Below are 20898 nucleotides of genomic sequence, written 5' to 3'. Positions count from 1 at the left end.
ACTAAACTAAGGTAAAACTTTCGCCGAGATACACCCTTTTCACTTCAGGGTCGTTACCTAGTTGCTCAGGCGTTCCGGTGCGGAAGATGCGCCCCTCGTTGATAATGTAGGCGCGGTCAGTCACGGAAAGAGTTTCGCGGACGTTGTGATCGGTGATGAGGATGCCGATGCCGCTCTCTTTGAGGGTGAAGATGATCTTCTGCAGGTCGAGTACGGCGATTGGGTCGATTCCGCTAAACGGCTCGTCCAGCAGGATGAAGGTGGGATTGATGCAAAGGGCGCGAGCGATTTCGACTCTGCGGCGTTCGCCTCCGCTGAGCGCGTAGCCCTTATTTTTGCGGATGTGAGCCAGGCCCAACATATCGAGCAGGCTCTCCATCTTGGCACGACGCTCCTGACCGGAAGAGCGCTGTGTTTCCAACACGGCCAGAATGTTTTCTTCCACCGTCAGTTTGCGGAAGACCGAAGCCTCCTGCGGTAGATAGCTTATGCCGAAATTCCGCGCCCGCAGATACATCGGGACATCCGTGATATCGGCTTCACCCACCATGATCCGTCCCGAGTCGGGAGGAATCAGGCCGACGATCATGTAAAAGCTGGTGGTCTTTCCCGCTCCGTTGGGACCAAGCAGGCCCACGACCTCGCCCTGGTTTACGGATAACGAAACACCATTTACGACACGGCGGCCGCGGTAGGATTTGCCAATCTCTTCAGTGGAAAGCGTCTGCATTAGCGGGAAATGTGAGTACGGGTTACGGCTCGTGAGGAACCATTGCCCTCGACGACCACCCTATCATCGTGACTGTAGAAGGTCAACGATTCGCCCCGGACGGTGCCGTTGACGGGATCGCTCAGCACGGGTGAACCGCCAGTCATAACAAAGCTGCCCGCCGATGCCGTGTACACCAATTGTTCGCCTTCGGCGCGGCGCTCCTGCTGCTGAACCAGCACATGCTTGCTGGCCATAATGTGATCGAGTTGGCTGGGACCTCCGACACGCGTGGCGCCGGCAGGGTTGAGGAAGACATCCACATGGTCGGCGGTCATCACACCGTCTTCTGCTCGCGCCGTCACTCCGCCGGAGTAGCGCGCCTTACGTTCGTTATCGGCGTAGCTGAGCCTTGGAGCGGTAACCACCATCGTGGTCGCCTTCCCCTTCTTATCAACCTGCAGAAACACGCTGCTCACAGGATGTCTGCGATCACCTTGCGCGCTGATTGTGCGGGCTTTCTGATCGAAATCGATTGTCTGAGCCTCGACGATGTTCGAAGCCTGCCACAAGCGTGCGCCTCCCGTGTAGTGTGCAAGACCCGTCAACTGCTTGGCATTCATCGCGTGAGCCGTCACGTGAACAGGATCGGACGTCGCCAGCAGAGCACCATTGGGCTGCACCTTGAGTTCGCTGTAGGTGGTCTTCACATTCCCTTGCGCGAAAGCCTCCCCGCTCTTTCGAAGCAGGCGAATGCTGTCAGCCGTTACCGTAATGCCGCCATCCACCACGCGAGGACTGCCGATGAGCGTCAGCGAATCGTCCTGCGGAGAATATGTGGCGCGCTCGGCCGTGCTCATGCGTCCACCGGGCTCGTTGCGTGAACTCTGGCCTTCGAGGTAGCGGAAGTTTCCAACCTGAACGACGCGCGAAATTTCGCCGGCGGCTGTGAACTGCGCATCGATGTTGTCGCTGGTGCTCACCTTGTCCGGTTGCCCGGGAACGTGATTCGTAACGCGAACTGCGCCTGCGCCCTGAACGCCGCTAATCTTGTTCTGCTCCGCAAATTGAGCTACCAGGTGCTGCGCATCGACCTTTGTCTGCTCACCCGCGTTCTTCCCCGTGCCGGACATTAGAAGTTGTCCCGGGCCTTCGGTTTGCGCCGACGTTAACAGGCGTCCGTTGCCAACAGCAAACGACATCGCCGGAGCGGTGATGGAAAATGCCTGCGGATTGTTGCCGCCCTGCTGCGCCTCACGGTGCAGAACTACTCCGGCACGCGCCTGAATCGATTTGAGAATTGCCGGAGCGCTGGTCGCAACCCCAGTGTGAGTGTTCGCTGATTTCGCGGAAACGGTCTTAACCTTTGCGGGCTTGCCCGGGATGAAGTGCAGCAACAACTCGCCAGAATGCCCATTCGCACCCTGCTTGCTCGACTCGAAATTCACGCCACCCGAGAAAACAGCAGTCTCAATCGCATTCTGCGGTCCTAATTGCAACTGAGCCTGAGGTGCGCGCACATCCATTCCCTCGCGGTCGCTCATGTGGACGTTCCCGGTGGCGACGACGCGCTGAATAGCGTTTTCCTGCGTGAGATCGACGGTCGCGCGGTTCGCCTGGATGTTCCGATCACTGCTTGTCATTTTCACCGACTCGAGGACGAGTACACGTGGGTCTTTGGTGATGCTGCCACGCTCAGCCTCGATATGCGTTGGGTCCGATCCCTCGGTCTGAACGTCGATGGTCGAATGCAGTTGCAGTTCGTTCTTCTTCGAATCGTATGTCGCGCCATGAGCCGTTCCGGAAGCCTGCGGCACGCGGAACTCGACTACCCCGTCGGTCTCTGCCAACCCGGTCTTCTGATTGAATGTTAGGCCCTGCGCTTCCAGATGGATTGGGTTTTGCAACTCGCGCGGAGGAGCCTGATCATCGAGTTTCTGCCCGTCGGCGTTGCCCTCCAGATCGATGTGAACCTGTCCCTTGGCTACAACGGTTCCGGCCGACTGGTCATACTCGAACTCATCCCCGTAAATCTGGTCGAAGCGATCGGACTTGCGCCCGTACACGATGATGTTTACGTTGTGTAGCTCGGCGCGGCCATTCTGGCGAAACTTGGTTGCCTTCGACGCATGGATGGTAAATAGCGTGCGCCCGCCTTCACTCTTCGACAGCGTGAAGCCCTCGGTCGTCTGCTGGATGTCGATTCCGACCTTGCCCGGCAGGTTCTTGAGCGCGATGCGCATCTGGATGCGGGCGTAGAAATAGAAACCCGCGACCACAGCCACTACGGCCAGGCCCATGACGGCAAACCAAATTCGCAGGCGAGGGATGGAAACGGGCATTGCTAAACCAGTGTACGCGAGCCCCGCGCCCACCGCATCTCTCTCCAATTAGGAAAATGTGTAATGAATTGTGTCGGAAAGCTGGATGCTCAAGCAGAGGGCGGAGCATACTTTGCGGCCATCTTCTGTACGGTGTTCATCCCGCGAAAGGTGGACCGCAGTTTCAGAGCTTTCTCCAGCACGGCATTCGAGAACTTCGATTCGCTCTGCTTGATCCGGCTCAGCCAATAAACCTCGGAGCCGTGCGCATCTAGGAAATCATGGCCGTCAGCTAAGGTTGTTAACTGCTTCACCTGCTGCGCAGCAAGAGGCGACTTGAGAAATCCGACGCAAAACGTTGGAGCTGATTCCAGATCTGCGCTCGCGAATGGCTGGTATTGCGAAATCGCCTGCAACTCTTTGTCGGTTCGCAGGAAGGTGACAACCTCGTAGCCGAGCTCCTTCTGTAGGGTGGCCTCGATCTTCGATTCCAGCTCCGCAATGGGCTTCGCAGCGGTCTCGAAAATCACGTTGCCGCTCGCAATGAACGTGTCCACACCCTTGAACTTCATCGCCTCAAACAAGGCGCGCAGGTTCTCCATCTTCACCACGTGACCACCTACGTTAATGGCACGAAGAAATGCTATGTATCTGGGCATCTGCCTGCTCGCGAAGTTTTAGCTACAAAGAATTGGATGCAGCAGAGTTCGCGACCGCCTGCTCTGCGCGATGGAAATCGCAGAGAACCAGTTGCAGGCCTCCGCCGAAATCAGGATGGGTGTTCTGCTCGATTCGGTACAGAACATCGAGGGCGTCGCCTCCGGCCAGCGGGTCAGACTCAAGACGATGCGCCATTCGCCAACCCAAAGCATCGATTCCGCGAGCATAGCCGTTCGACGGTGCGGACTGCGCATAGCGGCGCAGTTTCAGCTTGATGTGTTTCTCCCGCATCACCTTGGGTTCGCCGATCAGTCCAACGCTTCGCGAGACAAATACCGGCTCGGGATTCCCCATACCGAAGGGTTGAAGCGAGCGGAGCGATTCCCAGAAGCGCGGAGTTACTTGATCCATTGCAAGTTCGCCATCGAACTCCCTGACCGGCTGCAAGTCTTCAGTTGCCAGCTTCGTTCGAGCATATTCGTCCATGCGCTGCCGCAACTCCGGCACATTCTCCGAGCGGAGCGCGAACCCCACCGCATGCGCGTGTCCGCCAAAGCGCAAGAACAGATCAGAAACCGACTCCAGCGCATCAAGCAGATGAAAACCTGGGATCGACCGCCCCGAACCATGCGCCTCATCGCCATCGCGCGAAATCACCAGCGCGGGTTTTCCAAACCGGTCCACCACCCGGGACGCACAGATGCCGATAACTCCACGATGCCAGCCTTCGCCATCAACCACCATGCACGCGGCATCCCGAAGCTCTGGGCTTTCCTCCACCTGCTGCAATACGGCGTCGGAAATGCGCTGCTCTTCCTGCTGACGGGCAGAATTCAATTCGTTCAGGCGCACAGCAAGTTCGCGGGCGCGCACCGGGTCTTTGACTGTAAACAGCTCAACCACGTCCTTCGCCACATCCATGCGACCGGCGGCGTTCATGCGCGGAGCAATACGGAAAGCAACTTCCGTTGTATTGAGGCCGCGTCCATGATCGAGTTCGCAAACCTGCATCAGAGCATTCAGTCCGGGATTCACCACCCGCCGCAAACCTTCAAGCCCAAGCGCGACAAAGACACGATTCTCCCCCAGAAGCGGAACTGAATCGGCAACCGTTGCGATGGCCACCACCTTCAGGAATGACGGAATCAGGCGCTGTCGTCCTGCGCGCTCCAGCAATGCCTGCGCAACCTTGAAGGCCACACCAGCACCGCACAGGTCTTTGCATGGGTATCCGCAATCGCCCTGGTTGGGATTCAGCACCGCCAGCGCCTTGGGCACACCCTCTGTTTGAGCAACGAGGTGGTGGTCCGTCACGATCAAGTCGACGCCAACTCGCTCAGCGGTTTCAGCGGCGGCAAAGGCCCGAATGCCGGTATCGACGCTGATAATCAGCCGAACGCCATCGGCAGCGGCACGCTCGATCACCTCATCCCGCATGCCGTAGCCTTCAAGCAATCGGTGCGGAACATGGAAGCTGCATTGCCCTCCGAGCAACTCTATGGCGGTCTTCAGAATGACCGTGGCCATCGTGCCGTCCACGTCGTAGTCACCATAGATCAGCATCGGTTCATGCTGCGCAATGGCTCGTTCCAACCGTTCGACGGCCGGAAGCATGCCAAGCATCTGCATAGGGGAATGGAGTTGATCTAGTGAGGGGTGCAGGAAACGGCTAGCCTCGTTCACCGAGGTGATGCCACGGCGCACAAGGAGATCGGCAACAATCGCGGGCAGGTCCATCGCTGCCGCCAATTGGCGCGAGGTTTGATCAAGATCTTGGCCGATAGCGGCTTCGTGGGCCCGTCGAGTCCAGCGCACGCCTAGCGCTCGTCCTCGTCGGAACCTTCGGCGCCACCGTCGATCATGATGCCGCCAAGGTCGTCCGCCATCTCCTGCAATGCCTTGTAACCCTCATACCACTCGGTCGAGAGCTCGCAAATGAACATGACACCCTGGTACGGGAAACCCAACTGGATGAATCCGATGCGGCCGAAGTAGGACCGAAGCTGGCGCGCCGTTTCCAGATCTTCTTCGCGGCTGTAGCTCGATCGGCGAAGCTCGGAGATCAGGAAATCGACATCATCAGCCTCAAGCTGGACGGAGTTGATCGTCAGGAACGGAGCCCCTGAGGCTCGCGCCAGCTCGACAAAATCTTTCCAGCTTTCCGTTACATCCTCAGAGTCCCAGAGCACGCTGGGCATTTCGTCCGGAATATAGCCGTGGAATCGCCGCAAACCCAAGCCTTGGGTAAAGGCGTTCACGTCATCTTGAATGCTGGATAGGTCTTCTAACATCACACTGCTTTTCTAACAAATGGAATCGGGCGCTGCAACTCACCCCTTGCTCACCGCTTCATGATACTCCGCGACAGCAGTTCACTTCGTACCGAACCAGAACTGCAGGCCACGAATGGTGTGTCGAATCACAGACTATAGCCCCGCTTAGTGCTAGATTGCGCGCATGTCGGCAGGATTCATCTTTGGCGAAGCATTGCTGCTCGGACTAGCCTCTGGCCCTGCCTGCCTTGCATCATGTGCCCCGGTTCTAGTGCCATCAATGCTCGCGAGTGACGGCGGGAGGGGGCGCAACTCGCGCTATCTCTCCACATTTCTAAGCGCACGCTTGGCCGGCTACTTGCTTTTCGGCTGTGCTGCCTGGGGATTTGGGGCCATCCTATCGATTCATAGTGCGGCGCGGACAATGATTCTGGCTTCGGTGCACCTGCTGGTCGCCCTCGTGCTGTTCTGGTACGCGCACTCCGTTGGATGGGTCTGCTCGGCCTCATGTCTCGACTCAGGGCTGGTGTCGATTGGCAGCAAGAAGAAAACGGCCATGAGCGGTCCTGCCGCCCTGGGCTTTCTCACCGGTCTGAGTCTCTGCCCACCATTTATCGCTGCTGGCATTCGAGCCGCAGCTTTGGAAAGTGTCATTTCGGCAATTCTGTTCTTTGCCGTGTTCTTTGTTGGAACTTCTATTTGGTTTGTTCCGTTCCTTGGATTAGGCTGCGTGCGTCGCAACGAAGCTGTCCGAACCGTGGCACGCATGTCCATGGCTCTCATAGCTATCTACTACGCATGTCTCGGTTTCGCCATGCTGACTGGGAACAACCTTCATGTCCAGTGAAGTTCAAATCCCGAATCCGCCCGTAGTTAACAAGACCATGCAGAAGCCGCGCAGCATCGCCCGCTCTTCTCTACTCACGCTGCCCATCCTGCTGTGGTCGCTGCTCATGTTCTCCGGAGCTTTCCAGCAGAAGAACCGCTCACTGCAGATCGCAGGACTGATTACTGCCATCTTCATGACCGTCCTGTTCTTCATGATGATGAGAACCTCGACGACCTATCGCTGGCGGCGCTGGTTTTTCGTCAGCCTCGGCGTGTTGTTTCCGATCGGCTTTATTCACACGGTCATCACCATGCGCGGAACTATGGGCATTCCGCTGGAGGAGATGATTGCCGGGCGCACTCCGTTCTGCTTTCTTCCAATCCCGTTCCTGATCCTCCCGGCGGCACTGACCAAGACTGTCATTTTCCCCGGCTCGATCCTGCCGAATGGAGGCATGTCCGGCGGCGGAATGGCCGCGATGGTGGGACTCTGGCTTGCGTTGACCATCGTGTTGGGCAAGGGTTGGTGCGCGTACGCCTGCTTCTTCGGAGGCATCGAGGAGGGCGCTGCGTCAATCCGCAAGAAGCCAGTTCTGCGCAAGATCGACAACCGCTGGCGCTACATGCCTTGGGCCGTACTGCTCTCGATGGTGCTGCTGTCCTTGGCGGTATTCGATTCCGTGTACTGCATGTGGCTGTGCCCATTCAAGGCAGTGTCGGAATACGTAGCCGCCAGGAACACGCTGGGCCTCATCCAGAACGGAATCTTCATCATGCTGTTCGCGGGACTGGTAATCATCCTGCCTTTCCTGACGAAAAAGCGGACGCAATGCGCCTTCTTCTGCCCGTTCGGAGCCTTTCAATCGCTGTTCAACAAGACCAGCGTTTTTGAGGTGAAGATCAACAAGGATACCTGCACCAAATGCGGTCTCTGTCGCAAGGCTTGCCCCACCATGGCGATCAGCGAAGAATCGGTTGCCGAAGGCAAGGTGCTGATGTCGTGCATGAAATGCGGTGCCTGCGTCGATTCCTGCCCGAAGCACTCTGCCTTCTGGCACATCAAGGGTGCGGACACTGCCAAGCCCGAGCGCGCGCGACTGCTATTTCTTTACGCAGCCTGGGGCATGGCCACCATGTTCGGCGGGAGCATAATCGCGCAGGGTCTTGCGACCATACTCGGCGTATTCATCTAGGAGGGAACATGAAATTGCGATCGGGCCTTGGCTACACCGCTGCTTGGTTCACGGTGCTTGTAGCACTGCTCGTTCCCTTCCTGCTGATGGGAGCCTTTACCAAGGGATTTGCCGCACTCGGATTGCACGTGGATGAAATGTATTCGGGCGGGCCAAAAGTCCGAAGCATTCAGTTCGCTGGCTACGCAATCGACATTCATCGCGCCGTATCGCCTCACATGCTCCAGCGCGAAGGCCCCTTTGTGCAGATCGACTGGAAGCCTGTTACCGCGCTGCCACGCCACGTCTCGGACCTGGTGGATGTAGATGGCGATGGCCAGCCCGATCTGCGTGCCAGCTTCGATGTACCGGCCGACGCGAAAGCACCGCTGCGAGTCAACGTGGAATCCCTCAACCCGCGTTATCAATCTATGCAAAGCGCAGGGAGAGAAAAGTTCTCGCGCTGCATCGTGCGTGTGGACGACGTAATTTTGGTACGCGTTCCGCTGAACCGGTGAGGGGCAATGCGTCTATGCTAAAATTTCTTTGTTCATACCGCTAGTTTCGACACACAACCATGCTCTTTTCGAAAGAATACGTGGGCTACCTCGCCCGGCAAGTCGTCAAACGGCTCCAAGACAATCACTTCATTAAGACGCAAGAGCCAGAGAAAGTTATCGAGCGCATCCAGAACACGATGGTCGAGGAACTAAGCCTCGAAGATCGCATTAATGACGAAGTCCGCGTCATTCTCGATGCCTACTCCGACGAGATGCGCAATCGCGGCGCTAATTACCAGGAAATGTTCAAGCGAGTGAAGAACGAACTCGTGCGCAAGTACAAGGCGGTGCTATGAGACTGACTCGCGAAAAGCTGAACAAGCTCGCCTCCACCTCGACGGAACAACTCGCGTCACTGAAGAATGTCGACTTCATGGAAGGCTACGACGACATTCGCCAGGAAATTCGGCGCATCCTCGAAGAACTGCTGATGAGCGAAGAAAAGCTGGACAAGGCAGCCCGTCAGAAGATTGAAAGCCAGCGCCGCATCATCCCCGAAGGCACTCCCGAGTGGAACATCCTCTATCACAAGTACTACAACGAAGAGGTTAAGAAGCTGGGAATCTAGTCCGGCTCCGAACTTGCGACATCTATGCCCCGCGCTGCTGCGGGGCTTTGTCGTTTGAGAAGAAATGATGGCCTAATGATTGGCATTCACTTCGAAGCAACGATCTTGAACGTGGACGTAAGGCGGCCAAGCGCTTTGGCGTGTTCCGCTTCTTTCTCGACAGAAGTTTCCAGCAAAACCCAGTAGGTACGGCCACCGTGTGGCCGAAAAACAAGTAACACCTCTGTCCTCCGATTTGTACCGCTACATAAGCCCTTCCCGCGTATGGTATCGTTACCACACTATTCAGCAAGCTCGCGAAGGATAGGTGTGAGAGTTTATCCGCCGTACGCCCGATATGGGTACCACACGCATGAATCATTGGCTTAGGAGGGAAGCAGATTTATTTATGCAAATTCGAACCCGAAATTTCTGCAATTTTGTCGTTTGTGCGCTTTCCGGATTGGCCTTACTTGGAATCTTAGCGGCTGCACCGCGTGCCTATGGACAGAGCCTCTCGGGCAAGTGGGTGTACATCAGAGCCTCCTGGGGCAGCGAGAGAAAGGACGCGGTCCTCGAACTCAAACAAAAAGGCTCCAAGCTTAAAGGCACCTACAAGTTTCTTGAGTGGTCGGAAGAGGTGCACGGAAAAGTGTCAGGCACTCACTTCGAACTCTTCGCGCGGCACTCAAAAACTCCGCTTCTCCTCGGAGAGATTCGAGGTGAAGAGTTGCGAGGTGTAAAAGGCGGCGGAAATCATCCATTCGCGGAAGCATCGGCTGATATGCCCTGGGTCAAGTACATCGAGCCTCCGGCACTTCATTCCGTTCCCCATAATGGCTTGGCGAAAACGCCTCCGATGGGCTGGAGCAGTTGGAACCTGTTTGCGGAGAAGATCGATGATCAGACCGTACGCGGCATCGCCGATGCCATGGTCGCGAGTGGTATGAGAGACGCAGGCTACGTCTACGTGAATATTGACGATTCTTGGCAGGGCGGTCGCGACGCACAAGGCAATCTGCAGTCGAATCAAAAGTTCCCCGACATGAAAGCTCTTGCCGACTACGTGCATTCGAAAGGTCTGAAGTTGGGCATCTACTCGGGCCCGGGTGCGCTGACCTGTGCAGGATTTCTCGGCAGCTATGGTCACGAAGAGCAGGACGCAAAGACCTTTGCCTCTTGGGGAGTTGATTACCTGAAATACGACTGGTGTAGCGCGGCACAGGTCTACGACGACGCTCAACTTCGCCCCGTATACCAGAAAATGGGCGATGCGCTCCACGCCACTGGCAGACCCATCATGTACAGCCTCTGCGAGTATGGCGATGGAGCTGTGCATGAGTGGGGTGCCAACGTTGGCGGGAATCTTTGGAGGACTACAGGCGATATCCGCGATTCATGGTCCAGCATGATTGGGAACGTTGAAAAACAGGTTTCTACTGCAGCGTATGCTGGCCCCGGTCACTGGAACGACCCGGACATGTTAGAGATCGGCAACGGGCACATGAGCGATGAGGAATACCGCACGCACATGAGTCTGTGGGCACTGGTCGCGGCTCCGCTCATTGCTGGTAACGATGTCCGTAACATGTCAGCAGCTACGAAGTCGATTCTCATGAACGAAGAGGTTATTGCCATCGACCAAGACCCACTCGGCAAGCAGGCCATTCCGAAAAAGATTGGGACTAACCTCGAACTATGGCGCAAGCCGCTGGCCGACGGCAGCGTCGCAGTGGGAATCGTGAACCTCGGTGCAACGTCAGAGAGGGCTACTATTCGTGATGTGGAGTTAGGGCTTCAGGGTCAAGTGACTCTCGCACGAAATCTCTGGACGCACCGGGAGATCAGTTTCGAGAACGGCGAATTTTCGGCAGATGTGGCCTCCCATGGAATGATTTTGATTCGAATTCGCGCACATTGATATCTACACCGTACCGTAGCGCCAAGGACAAACACCCCGCCCAAGCATGGCTTGGACGGGGCTCCGATATCTGAGACTCGATCCTAACTCTGTTTTCAGCGCAAGCCGTTCTATGCAATAAGCCGCCAGATGACCGGATTTTGGTTTGACTCACAAAGACGCTCACCTTTCGGTTACACTTCCTTTTCATCCATGCCATCGCTTGCTGAATTCGTAAAGCAGGCCGCGCTCGACGAGGGATTCTCGTTGTGCGGCATTGCTCCGGCTGCTCCGCTGCGGGAACTCGACTATTTCCCCGAGTGGATTTCGGCCGGGCATCATGGCGAGATGGAGTACCTTGCGAAATCGACCGACACGGGCGCCTTGAAGCGGGCATCGCTGAGCAATGTTGCTCCGTGGGCGCGATCGGTTGTGGTTTGTGCCGCGAACTACAACTCGCCTGCACCGCACTCGACCGACTCCGCAGACCCGGATCGTGGCTGGATTTCTCGCTACGCCTTTGTCGAAGGCGACTATCACGACGTGCTGCTGAAGCGCCTGCGCCGGATCGAGTCGCGCATGATCTCGCGGATCGTTGACGGCGGAACTGAGGCGCCGCGGACTTGGTGCTATGTCGATACCGGCCCGGTCGTGGAGCGAGTGCTGGCACAGAATTCCGGCATAGGCTGGACGGGAAAGAACGCCTGCATCATCAACCAGCAGCTCGGCTCGTGGATCTTCCTCGGAGTCATTCTCAGCTCGCACGCTCTGCCGCCCGATCTCCCGGCAGCGGACCGTTGTGGAAGTTGCACGCGATGTCTTGACGCGTGTCCAACTCAGGCTTTCCTCGGCCCTCGGCGACTGGACGCGACACGCTGCATCTCATATCTGACCATCGAGCAGCGAGGCGCTGTGCCCGAGGAGCTTCGCCCGAAGATGGGGCGCCATGTTTTCGGCTGCGACATCTGTCAGGACGTCTGCCCCTGGAATCGCCGCGCTCCGGTTTCCTCCGATCCCGCGTTTGCGGCGCGTACCGAACTCGTCAATCCCCCGCTGGAGTGGATTTCAGGTATGAACATGGACGAGTTCTGCGAGGTATTTCGAGGCTCTCCTGTGAAGCGAGCCAAACTTAAGGGTTTGCTACGATCGGCTGCCATTGCGATGGGAAACAGCGAAGACCGCAAGCATCTTGCGCGGTTGCGCGAATTGGCCGAGCACGAGGATCCTGCCATAGCGGAACACGCTCGCTGGGCGATTGCACGACTGGAGGCGACAGCCGATGTTGAACGCACATAGCCGTTCCTCGATCTACGCCAGCCGTTTATTTGCGCGTCGCAGGCTCGACGTGCGAGCCCGTTTGGTCGCCGTGCGTACCTCGGGCGAGCGTCTTCTGATTCACGGGCGCACGCGCGATCTGTCCCATACCGGTGCCGGACTGACCATCACGCACGAACTTCCGGAAGGGGTCGAGGTGATACTGTGCCTGCCGATTCCCGGTCAGAGCACGCCACTTTGCCTGCACGCGGTAGTCATTCGGCGAACGGGATTTCGCGTTGGACTCCGGTTCGTGCACCCTACGGCAGAACAACGCCTGATGCTGAACGAACTCTGCCGACACTGACCCGAGAAGCGCAGCATCCAACTTTGTAGCCGATATTCTCGGCATCAGGAGATAGCGCCATGCGTCCGCGATGGTTGCTCGTAATTCCGTTGCTGTTGCTGTGGACAGTCGTAGCTACAGCCCAGCAATGGTATTCGGTGCAAACCGACCATCTCATCAGTTACTCCAGCGTGAACGACCGCGCAGCACGCGACGCCGCGCAGCGTGGTGAGCAACTGATCGCGATCTTCGGACAGGTCTTTCACCGCAAGGACGTTAGCTTCAGAACGCCTCTCCGCGTACGAGCGCTCCGCTCAACGACTCCCACCAATAGCGTGCTCGTGCGCACGCCGATGGCGAACATCGTCACAGTCGATGTATCCCAGCCAGATTCGTGGTTTGCCGCCGCACGAGCAATCTCCGCGTTGGTTCTCGAAGACAACTATCCAAGAGCGCAACCCTGGTTTGACTCCGGGATATCGACCTATCTGGGCGCAATGCGCTTCAATGGCGAACAGGTGCAGCTCGGAGTATCGCCTATTGGAATGCACCTGACCGCAGCCGACTGGATTCCGCTGAAACAGTTATTCGCCATCAATGATGTTTCGCGCTTGAGTCCGGCGCAGCGTCAGGCGTTCGAAGCCGAGTCGTGGGCCGTCGTGCGCTGGTTGGTCGATAACAGCAGGCTCGGGCAGGCCGGTGCTTATCTGAACGCGGTTGAGTCTCGCGGTGCGACTCCGGAACGCGCATTGGGTGAGGCGTTCTCTATGGACTTCGACAACCTCGACCGCGAGGTGCGCGAATCACTCGCAAAGATCACGCCCAAAGAGATGCCCGCGCTACGCATTGATACCTACATGCTCAAGTCGCAGAAGGTTCCAGCAGCAGACATTCATGTGCTCGAAGCCAGCATGACGCTGTTTGGTCCCGACTCGGATCGCACGCTGCACGCTCTGGTGACCTTCATGCGCGAGAACCAGGAGAACGTTGCAGTTCATCGCGCACTGGCATGGGCATATATGCTGCGCCACGATCAGGAAAACGCTATCGAACACATCCGTCATGCGTTGGCAATTGACCCATCCGAGCCATCGATGCACTACCTATATGCGCGCTGGGTCAATCAGGGGGATGAAAACACCATCCATGTGCAAGCCGCGCAGACACGGCTGAGTCTGGGCCTGAAAGACGCGCTGCAACGCGATCCTAACTATGCTCCGGCGTATGAACTGCTGGGGCTTGCGGAATTGAGCGACGGAGCTAGAAAAAATGCTCTTGCGACTCTACAACGAGCCTCGGCTTTGCGCCCTCGTAATGACCGGTACTACTTGAACCTTGCTCGTGCCTACGATGCTTCGGGAAATCAGGACACCGCTCGAAACCTCATAATGTATGCGCGTGCGGGTGGAGACCCTGCCATCGTCAACGACTCCCAGCAACTATTGAAAGAACTGGGGATGCAGAAAAAACAGCCAAAGCCATGGGAATTGACGGGGAATGCTTCGGGCTCAACGGCTGATGCCGGGGCGAAGCACACCAAGTACGACAACCTGCAGGAAGCGATCGAAGAAGACGAGCGCGCCGAAGCCGCACAGAAGAAGAAAGTCGCCGACGTGAAACACGATAGCCGCAAAATCGAGTTCCTCAAGGGAAGCATTGTCAGCGTTCAATGCAGCGCTCCTCCGGCAGCGGAGTTGACGGTGAACTCCGGTGGACAGACATGGCACATGCACGTAGCAGATCGCAATGACATCGTGATGATCGGCAGCGACCACTTCGATTGCGGATCGCACGGCAAAGTCTCCATCAACTTCAAGAGAAGTGGCAGTCAGGAAGGCGATGTAGTGTCACTTGAGACCGATTAGCCTGGATTTGCGATTGTCAATTGGGGAGATAGAGCTAAAGAAAATGGCCCTCCGGGGGATGAGGGCCCTTTTGGGTTGAGAGGATCAGAAACTACCCACGGCTCACATTCTGAGCCTGAAGGCCTTTTGGTCCCTTTACGCATTCGAACTCGACGGTCTCGCCTTCGTTCAAAGTGCGATAGCCATTTTCCTGAATCACAGAATAATGTACGAAAACATCTTCACCCGTACTACGCTGAATGAAGCCATATCCCTTAGCGCCATTGAACCACTTAACAGTACCTTTTTCTTTCACGACTTACTCCTTTCACATCTTGCAAGAGAAACAGTGACTACGCGGAACCCCCTTTGAGTTCCACCGACAGCCGAAAAGCCTCTGCCAAACAAATCCGGATTCCAGCACCTTCTATCGCCCCAGAGCCGCTAGCCGCGAAGCGGGAGAAGATGCTGGAATCCGGATTTGACTGCCAGAACCGACTGCAACCGCACATCTACTTTCCTTTACAGCACCGCATAACCACTAGAGCTACAAATGAACGGCAACTCAGAGAGCATGGCATATTTACAGCAATTCTGGTCGGGTTGGCAAGCAAATGTTTCCAGAGAACGAAAAATTATGTAAAGACTTCACGACAACTGCCGATATAGAGCAATTGCCCTCCGGAACTCAGGTGTTTCGAGACGCTGCGACCCTTATCGACGACAACTGAATCTCGTACAATGGACAGAGAAGATCATGACAAGCGAAAGCACATCTGGCGCAGCCGTGGCCGCTGCCATCGAACCCCCTGCCTCGAACGATCCAGTCCAACAAATACGCAGTTCCATGCTGCAGACCCTGCGTCGCAACGGCGGGTCCACGCTCAAGTACCTGGGCACAACCGAAGTTCATACATACGCCTTCTCCGTGGCCGCGAATGCAATTCTGTCGTTCTTCCCCGCTGCGGTTTTATTGCTCACGTTGAGCCGAAAAGTGTTCCACTCGCCAGCAATGGTGAAAGCGATCAAGCGCATGCTGATGGCGTATCTGCCTGACAACCAGCGCTTCATCGTGTCCACCGTGGACTCAATGTCAGCGACGCACAAAATTCAGCTGGTGTCGATCATCATGTTGTTCATCAGTTGCACGGGTGTTTTCGAACCGCTGGAAGTGGCGCTGAACTCGGTATGGGGATTCAAATCGCGCAACTACCTGATGAACCAGGTCGTGTCGCTCGGGCTCGCGTTGGGTTGCGGTGTGCTCGCGCTGACGAGCGTGGCCGCAACGGCTGGAGTGTGGGCTCCGGCGGCAGAAGCACAGATCTGGCTGAGCAATCACATCGGCACCGGCACGGTGTACTCGATGATTGACAAGATCAACGTCACAACTCAGTTCGTCGCCATGAAGGCATTTGGCATGGTGGCAAGCGTCCTTATCTTCTTCTTGATCTACTGGCTGCTGCCCAATGGCAAGGTGCCGCCCCGCGCAGTGCTGCCATCGGCCATCATCACCGGCGTGGCATGGGAGATTGCGAAACTGATTTATGTGGCATGCCTGCCGTGGCTCGATTTCCCTGAGGCGTACGGACCTTTCTCGGTATCGGTGACGCTGATCTTCTGGGCATTCTTCTCGGGACTGTTGCTGCTGGGAGGAGCACATCTGTCAGCGCAAGACCTCAAGACTGCAGGAAGGCAGTCGCTGATGACCCCAACGCCGGAAGGTGAAAACGCAGGAGCCATTAGCTAGAGAGACAATGGCTAAAATCGCTGTTCGTGACTAGTTGGTGAATGGTTGGGTTCGGCTGAGTAAAGATTGGCAGAAAAGATAACAGGCACCCTCGAATGGGGTGCCTGTTCTGTTAATGGTTGCGGGTTTTACTCGACGGCTGCGGGTGCCTCGTGCGGATGCTTGCCCGGGGTTCCGATGAACCAGTCAACCCAGTCAGTCACCGTCTTGTACCAGAGCTGAGAGTTCTGAGGCTTGAGTACCCAGTGTCCTTCGTCTGGGAAGTAGAGCATGCGGCTGGGGACGTTCAGCTTCTGGAGAGTGGTGAAGAGTTGGAAGCCTTCGCTGACGTCGAGGCGGTAGTCGAGTTGTCCGTGGACGACGAGCGTAGGCGTCTTGAAGTTCGGCGCGGCCAAGGCGGGCGACCACTTGCGATAGAGATCGCGGTTTCCCCAAGGCGTCCCCTTGAACTCCCACTCGTTGAACCAGAGCTCTTCGGTCGTGCCGTAGGCAGACTCGGGATTGAACATGCCATCGTGCGAAACGATGCACTTGAAGCGGTCGGTGTGGCCAAGGATCCAGTTGGCCATGTAACCGCCATAGCTGGCTCCGAGGGCACATTCGCGATCGCGATCGATGAACGAGAAATTCTTCTCGGCATAGTCGAGTCCGAGCATGAGGTCCTGGAAGGGACGACCGCCCCAGTCGCCGTTGACATCATCCACGAACTGCTGTCCGTATCCGGTCGAGCCGCGCGGATTAACCATGATGGCCACGTAGCCGGAAGCCGCGAAAAGATTGGGGTTCCAGCGATAGCTCCAGTCATCGCCCCACGCGCCTTGCGGTCCGCCGTGAATGAGGAACTTCACCGGATACTTTTTTGCAGGATCGAAGTTGGGTGGCTTGACGATGAAGCCCTCGACCTTCTTGTTTTCCGAGCCGATGAACCAGAACGGCTCGACAGGCTGCATCTGGACCTGCGAGAGCACTGCGTCGTTCATGTGCGTGAGCTGAACGACAGGAGCCGCCGACTTCGTTGTTGCTGATGCGGCGATCGAGAACAACTCTGTCGGGTAGCGGACGGAATTGCGAGCGAAGACCAGCGTCTTGCCGTCCGGTGTCGGAGTGGGGGAGTCGTTGTAACCACGAACAATCTCGCTCGGCTTGCCTCCGGTGACAGCAATGCTGTAGATGGGCGAGTCGCCAGCGTCACCAGCGGTGAAGTAGATGCTCTTGGAATCGGGCGCCCAAGCGATGGAATCGATCCAGCGGTCGAAGTTCTCGGTGAGGTTCACGATCTTGCCGGTGGCCCGCTCGATGAGGCGAAGGCGGAAACGGTCGCTCTCGTATCCGGCGCGGAACTGCGAACGGATTGCAATGTATTTGCCATCGGGCGAGTACATCGGCGTCGAGTCGGAACCGTGATTTTCGGCAGTCAGGTTGCGGGGCTGCGCGTTCTGATCGAGCGAGAGAACGAATACATCGCTATTTGTCGATGTAGCTTGCACCTCGTCGAGGTTGCTGGTGAAGACGATCTCGCGTCCCGAGGGCGCGAATTGATACTGGTCCTGCCCGCCGAGGGAGAAGGGCGGCACGTCGTGGTTGCCAGGCGTGAGGTCGTGTCCGGCGCAGGCGGCAGTGGCGGCGTTGCAGGCAGCATCGATGAGGAACAGGTGCGAGCGCTTGCCGTTGTCAAAGGCGTTCCAGTGTCGATACATCAGGTGGTCGAAGATGCGAGCCTTGACCTTGGACCTCTCGACGGCGGTGTCCTTCTGTTTATTGCAGGCGTCGTCCTTGCAGTTCGGCCAGACGGCGGAGAGGAACATGACCTGTTTACCGTCGGGCGACCAGATGGCACCGTCGGCTTCGGTTGAGATATTCGTTAGCTGGCGCGGCGAGCCTGCGAGGGTTCCGGTGTCGGAATGGAATTCCTGAACGTACAGTTGCGAGGCTCCGTTGCGCGTGGCGGTGTAGAGGACCTGCTTGCCGTCAGGCGAGAAGCGGAGGCGATCTTCGGTGCCCTGCGTCGGTTCGAGCAGACGACGAGCCGTGCCGGAGGACAGTGGCGCGATCCATAGATGCGACTTGCGCGTGTTATCGGCTAGCGAGACATCAACGGCGGAAAAGGCGACCCAGCGGCCATCGGGCGAGACGGTGAAATCGCCGACACGCTTGAGGTTCATCATGTCCTCAAAAGTGAAGGGACGTTTCTCGGCAAACGCGGGGAGCGAAGCGAGCAATAACAATGCGATGAGAGTGCGTCGTAGCATCCAGACATCTCCAGTGTTGCAAAAAGGAAGTGTATCGCATGGGGAGGGATGGGGGTTAGGCGGTCGAAAAGCCTTTTGTGGGACTGTGCAGATTTGGAGCGCGCTGGGTCCTTCGCTACGCTCAGGATGACGCCGAAGTTCAACCAGACGCGAAGGAAGTGGCAAAGCAAGAGTAGGACAAAAGCAAAAGCAACAACACAAGAACCTTTGGAGCGCGCTGCGCGCGTTCTTCAATAGATCCCACATACGCTCGCCAAAAGAGGCGAGCGTATGTGGGGCACCCGCGGTGCTTGGGTTCCGTATAGGTGCTTGGGTTCGCGGTTCTGCGCGGCAGGGTGCACGCCCCGTATTTCTCCCCTTGTCGTGAACTAAGGCTTATAAATTTTCAGAACACTTTGGTTTGTGTCACGTCTTTACTGTTAGGACGCTAAACGTGCTGGAGCATGTGGAGATATTGGAACTCGCGGCAGTACAAGGCGACGCTGAGGATTCGGCCGTCGCGGCTCTGGTACGCGGGCAGACGCGGTTGGTGTTCCAGATCTGCTACAGCGTGCTGCGCAACTATCACGACGCCGAGGATGCGACGCAGGAGACCTTCGTGCGAGTGATGAAGCACAGGCGCGAGTTAAGCGGAATTCGCGATGTGAAAAGTTGGGTGGCGAAGATTGCGTGGCGGGTGGCGCTAGATGCTCGCGGCAGGACCTCGGCCGCGGATGATGACCTGGCGGTGCCTACGCTTGTGGCTGAGTTGCGAAGTCACGCCGTAGGGGCGGAGCAGGTGGCAATTGACGGGCAGATGCTTGAGTTCGTCGAGCGATTGATTGCAAAGCTTCCGGCGGAGCTGCGCGATCCACTGACGCTTTCAACCGTGGAGGAGATGACCTCAGTGGAGATTGCGACGGTGCTCGGGATTCCTGAGGCATCGGTGCGAACGCGAGTGCACAGGGCGCGGCGGTTGCTGAAGGAAAAGCTCGCTGGATTGCTGGAAGGAAGGTCGTTATGAATTCCGAAGAGCGCGAACGACTGGCCGAACGATGGCTGGATGAGGGGCTGAAACGTTTTGGCGCGCAGGATGTGCCGGAGGGGTTGGAAGCCCGTGTTCTGCAGACGTTGGAGAGCAAGCGTGCGGTGCGGCGATTAGTGTTCCCCTGGAGCAGAGGCTTGGCGTGGCAAGTGGCGGCTGCCGCAATCATTGTCGGGGCGCTGGGGGGTGGGTGGCATTGGCACGCAGGACTGGAAAGGCATCCGGTTCAGACGACGTCGGTGCCGCAGATCACCTCAATGCCTGAGGAGCGCAGAGAACTGGCAACCATTCGGTCAAAAGAACCGGAAATAGCGACACCTAAAGGCGCAGAGCGCGGTGAGGCGGCGGATTCTGGGAGAAAGGTACGACGACTTGAGCGAATGGCAACGGTCGTTAAGGTGGAACGTGAGCAGTTCCCTTCTCCTGCGCCGTTATCGGAAGAAGAACGATTGATGACGAACTACTTGCGTCAGACTCCGCGAGAGGAAGTGCTGGTAGCAGTGGCAATGCGGCAAGCAGAACGCGAAGAGGCACAGAAGAGATTTGAATCCGGTCCCGGAGCTGATGCGGGAGCGGAGGGAAATCGATAGGAGGACTCATGCGGTTACTTTCACGTGTGGTATTAGCTTTGGTCGTCGCGAGCGCGACGATGGCGGTGGGGCAGGAAGCGTCGGCACCGGGACAAGCACAGGAACAGGCGGCGAAAGCTGCCCCGACGGTCTCGACCTACAGGTTGGATTATGACGTTCACGAGATTGACGGCGGGAAGCGCATCAACACGCGCTCATACACGATGCGCATCACGGATTACAACCAGAGGGCGGTGTTACAGACCGGTTCGCGGGTGCCAATTACGACGGGCGGCTCTGGAGAGAACGCACACTTCCAATATGTGGATATCGGCGTTCGCATGGAGGTGAACCTGAGGACAGTGGGTAGAAGTCTATATCTGACGACCTCGATTGAAATCAGCGGCATAGCACCGGACCAGGCAGGACAGAGCTCTCATCCCGTGATGCGCACGAACAGAGCAGATACGAATAGCACGGTGACGCTGGGCAAGCCGATGCTGCTGGCAAGTATTGATGACGCGGTTTCGAAGAGACGGTATGACGTGGAAGTAAAAGTGACGCAGCAGTAGGAGTGAGTGGTCGAAGTGATGGCGCGGGGAAAGCCCGCGCCATTTTTGTTGGGCTTCAGGCGAGTGCGGGTCGGAGTCATTCTAGGCAACGATAGGACAACACCAAAAGCAAATTCTTGGAGCGCGCTGCGCGCATTCATTATTAGAACCCACATGCGCTCGCCAAAAGAGGCGAGCGTATATGGGGCACCCGCGGTGCTTGAGTTCGCACAGCTACCGTGCAAAGTGCACGCCCGGTATGTCTCCTGCCGTACCCGCGGTGTTTGGGGATGTATGTGAGCGCTTGCCGGGCTGATTGGCGCGGCGGCGAATGGGCGAGCAAA

The 20898-nt window shown here is 57.2% G+C and carries 21 protein-coding genes; 13 read left to right on the top strand and 8 right to left on the bottom strand.

The window, feature by feature from the left end:
* Window position 1: 1 nt before the first annotated feature.
* From lptB to AC6IZD_RS01680, 5 genes are all read right to left on the bottom strand, one after another.
* Window positions 2–730 (bottom strand): LPS export ABC transporter ATP-binding protein, encoded by a 729-nt coding sequence (lptB, locus tag AC6IZD_RS01700; protein WP_497785950.1) that lies wholly within the window; start codon window positions 728–730, stop codon window positions 2–4.
* Window positions 730–3051 carry an LPS export ABC transporter periplasmic protein LptC gene (gene lptC / locus AC6IZD_RS01695; protein ID WP_497785949.1) on the bottom strand — a complete coding sequence of 774 codons (2322 nt, stop codon included), beginning with the start codon at window positions 3049–3051 and terminating at the stop codon, window positions 730–732. Before lptC ends, lptB begins: the two co-directional genes overlap by 1 nt.
* A gap of 89 nt (window positions 3052–3140) precedes the next feature.
* Window positions 3141–3689, bottom strand: a complete 549-nt coding sequence (locus AC6IZD_RS01690) for a DUF1697 domain-containing protein (protein ID WP_497785948.1) — start codon at window positions 3687–3689, stop codon at window positions 3141–3143.
* A 22-nt stretch (window positions 3690–3711) separates the two neighbouring features.
* Window positions 3712–5505: a single-stranded-DNA-specific exonuclease RecJ gene (gene recJ / locus AC6IZD_RS01685; protein ID WP_497785947.1), complete on the bottom strand. Its 1794-nt coding sequence runs from the start codon at window positions 5503–5505 to the stop codon at window positions 3712–3714.
* Between the two features lie 2 nt (window positions 5506–5507).
* Window positions 5508–5981, bottom strand: a complete 474-nt coding sequence (locus tag AC6IZD_RS01680; RefSeq protein ID WP_497785946.1) for a hypothetical protein — start codon at window positions 5979–5981, stop codon at window positions 5508–5510.
* Between the two features lie 166 nt (window positions 5982–6147).
* Here AC6IZD_RS01680 and AC6IZD_RS01675 point away from each other — a divergent pair, with 166 nt between their 5' ends.
* The 5 genes from AC6IZD_RS01675 to AC6IZD_RS01655 are packed head-to-tail and all read left to right on the top strand — an operon-like array spanning window position 6148 to window position 9091.
* On the top strand, window positions 6148–6810 hold the full coding sequence (locus AC6IZD_RS01675) for a sulfite exporter TauE/SafE family protein (protein ID WP_497785945.1): 663 nt from the start codon (window positions 6148–6150) through the stop codon (window positions 6808–6810).
* The gene (locus AC6IZD_RS01670) at window positions 6800–7984 is read left to right on the top strand and encodes a 4Fe-4S binding protein (RefSeq protein ID WP_497785944.1); all 1185 of its coding nucleotides are present in this window, start codon (window positions 6800–6802) and stop codon (window positions 7982–7984) included. Before AC6IZD_RS01675 ends, AC6IZD_RS01670 begins: the two co-directional genes overlap by 11 nt.
* A gap of 8 nt (window positions 7985–7992) precedes the next feature.
* A complete protein-coding gene (locus tag AC6IZD_RS01665) occupies window positions 7993–8481 on the top strand; it encodes a hypothetical protein (RefSeq protein WP_497785943.1) in 489 nt (162 codons plus the stop codon).
* Window positions 8482–8540: 59 nt separating this feature from the next.
* A complete protein-coding gene (locus AC6IZD_RS01660) occupies window positions 8541–8819 on the top strand; it encodes a DUF507 family protein (RefSeq protein ID WP_497785942.1) in 279 nt (92 codons plus the stop codon).
* Window positions 8816–9091: a DUF507 family protein gene (locus tag AC6IZD_RS01655; RefSeq protein WP_497785941.1), complete on the top strand. Its 276-nt coding sequence runs from the start codon at window positions 8816–8818 to the stop codon at window positions 9089–9091. Before AC6IZD_RS01660 ends, AC6IZD_RS01655 begins: the two co-directional genes overlap by 4 nt.
* A gap of 86 nt (window positions 9092–9177) precedes the next feature.
* On the opposite strand, the gene AC6IZD_RS01650 is transcribed toward AC6IZD_RS01655, so the two are convergent.
* A complete protein-coding gene (locus AC6IZD_RS01650) occupies window positions 9178–9312 on the bottom strand; it encodes a hypothetical protein (RefSeq protein WP_497785940.1) in 135 nt (44 codons plus the stop codon).
* A gap of 167 nt (window positions 9313–9479) precedes the next feature.
* Between AC6IZD_RS01650 and AC6IZD_RS01645 the strand changes: the two genes are divergently transcribed.
* The 4 genes from AC6IZD_RS01645 (at window position 9480) to AC6IZD_RS01630 (ending at window position 14435) form a co-directional block, all read left to right on the top strand.
* Complete coding sequence (locus AC6IZD_RS01645) at window positions 9480–10991, top strand: glycoside hydrolase family 27 protein (protein WP_497785939.1); 1512 nt, start codon at window positions 9480–9482, stop codon at window positions 10989–10991.
* Between the two features lie 192 nt (window positions 10992–11183).
* Window positions 11184–12266, top strand: coding sequence for a tRNA epoxyqueuosine(34) reductase QueG (queG, locus tag AC6IZD_RS01640; RefSeq protein WP_497785938.1), 1083 nt, complete (start codon window positions 11184–11186; stop codon window positions 12264–12266).
* Window positions 12250–12591 carry a PilZ domain-containing protein gene (locus AC6IZD_RS01635; RefSeq protein ID WP_497785937.1) on the top strand — a complete coding sequence of 114 codons (342 nt, stop codon included), beginning with the start codon at window positions 12250–12252 and terminating at the stop codon, window positions 12589–12591. The genes queG and AC6IZD_RS01635 overlap by 17 nt, the downstream gene beginning before the upstream one ends.
* Before the next feature lie 59 nt (window positions 12592–12650).
* Window positions 12651–14435 carry a tetratricopeptide repeat protein gene (locus tag AC6IZD_RS01630; RefSeq protein ID WP_497785936.1) on the top strand — a complete coding sequence of 595 codons (1785 nt, stop codon included), beginning with the start codon at window positions 12651–12653 and terminating at the stop codon, window positions 14433–14435.
* A gap of 91 nt (window positions 14436–14526) precedes the next feature.
* Here AC6IZD_RS01630 and AC6IZD_RS01625 read toward each other — a convergent pair whose 3' ends face one another.
* On the bottom strand, window positions 14527–14730 hold the full coding sequence (locus AC6IZD_RS01625; protein ID WP_497776272.1) for a cold-shock protein: 204 nt from the start codon (window positions 14728–14730) through the stop codon (window positions 14527–14529).
* Window positions 14731–15171: 441 nt separating this feature from the next.
* Between AC6IZD_RS01625 and AC6IZD_RS01620 the strand changes: the two genes are divergently transcribed.
* Window positions 15172–16161, top strand: coding sequence for a YihY/virulence factor BrkB family protein (locus AC6IZD_RS01620; protein WP_497785935.1), 990 nt, complete (start codon window positions 15172–15174; stop codon window positions 16159–16161).
* 128 nt (window positions 16162–16289) lie between these two features.
* On the opposite strand, the gene AC6IZD_RS01615 is transcribed toward AC6IZD_RS01620, so the two are convergent.
* A complete protein-coding gene (locus tag AC6IZD_RS01615) occupies window positions 16290–18410 on the bottom strand; it encodes a dipeptidyl-peptidase 5 (protein ID WP_497785934.1) in 2121 nt (706 codons plus the stop codon).
* Between the two features lie 433 nt (window positions 18411–18843).
* On the opposite strand from AC6IZD_RS01615, the gene AC6IZD_RS01610 reads away from it, so the two are divergent.
* The 3 genes from AC6IZD_RS01610 to AC6IZD_RS01600 are packed head-to-tail and all read left to right on the top strand — an operon-like array spanning window position 18844 to window position 20575.
* A complete protein-coding gene (locus AC6IZD_RS01610; RefSeq protein WP_497785933.1) occupies window positions 18844–19413 on the top strand; it encodes an RNA polymerase sigma factor in 570 nt (189 codons plus the stop codon).
* Window positions 19410–20024 carry a hypothetical protein gene (locus AC6IZD_RS01605; protein WP_497785932.1) on the top strand — a complete coding sequence of 205 codons (615 nt, stop codon included), beginning with the start codon at window positions 19410–19412 and terminating at the stop codon, window positions 20022–20024. Before AC6IZD_RS01610 ends, AC6IZD_RS01605 begins: the two co-directional genes overlap by 4 nt.
* Before the next feature lie 8 nt (window positions 20025–20032).
* Entirely contained in the window at window positions 20033–20575 is a 543-nt protein-coding gene (locus tag AC6IZD_RS01600) for a hypothetical protein (RefSeq protein ID WP_497785931.1), read from the top strand.
* Window positions 20576–20898: the final 323 nt, after the last annotated feature.

This window comes from Koromonas humicola (genome assembly GCF_059726255.1).
The sequence above is the reverse complement of the archived record's forward strand: the minus strand, read 5'-3'. Positions and strand labels throughout refer to the sequence as shown.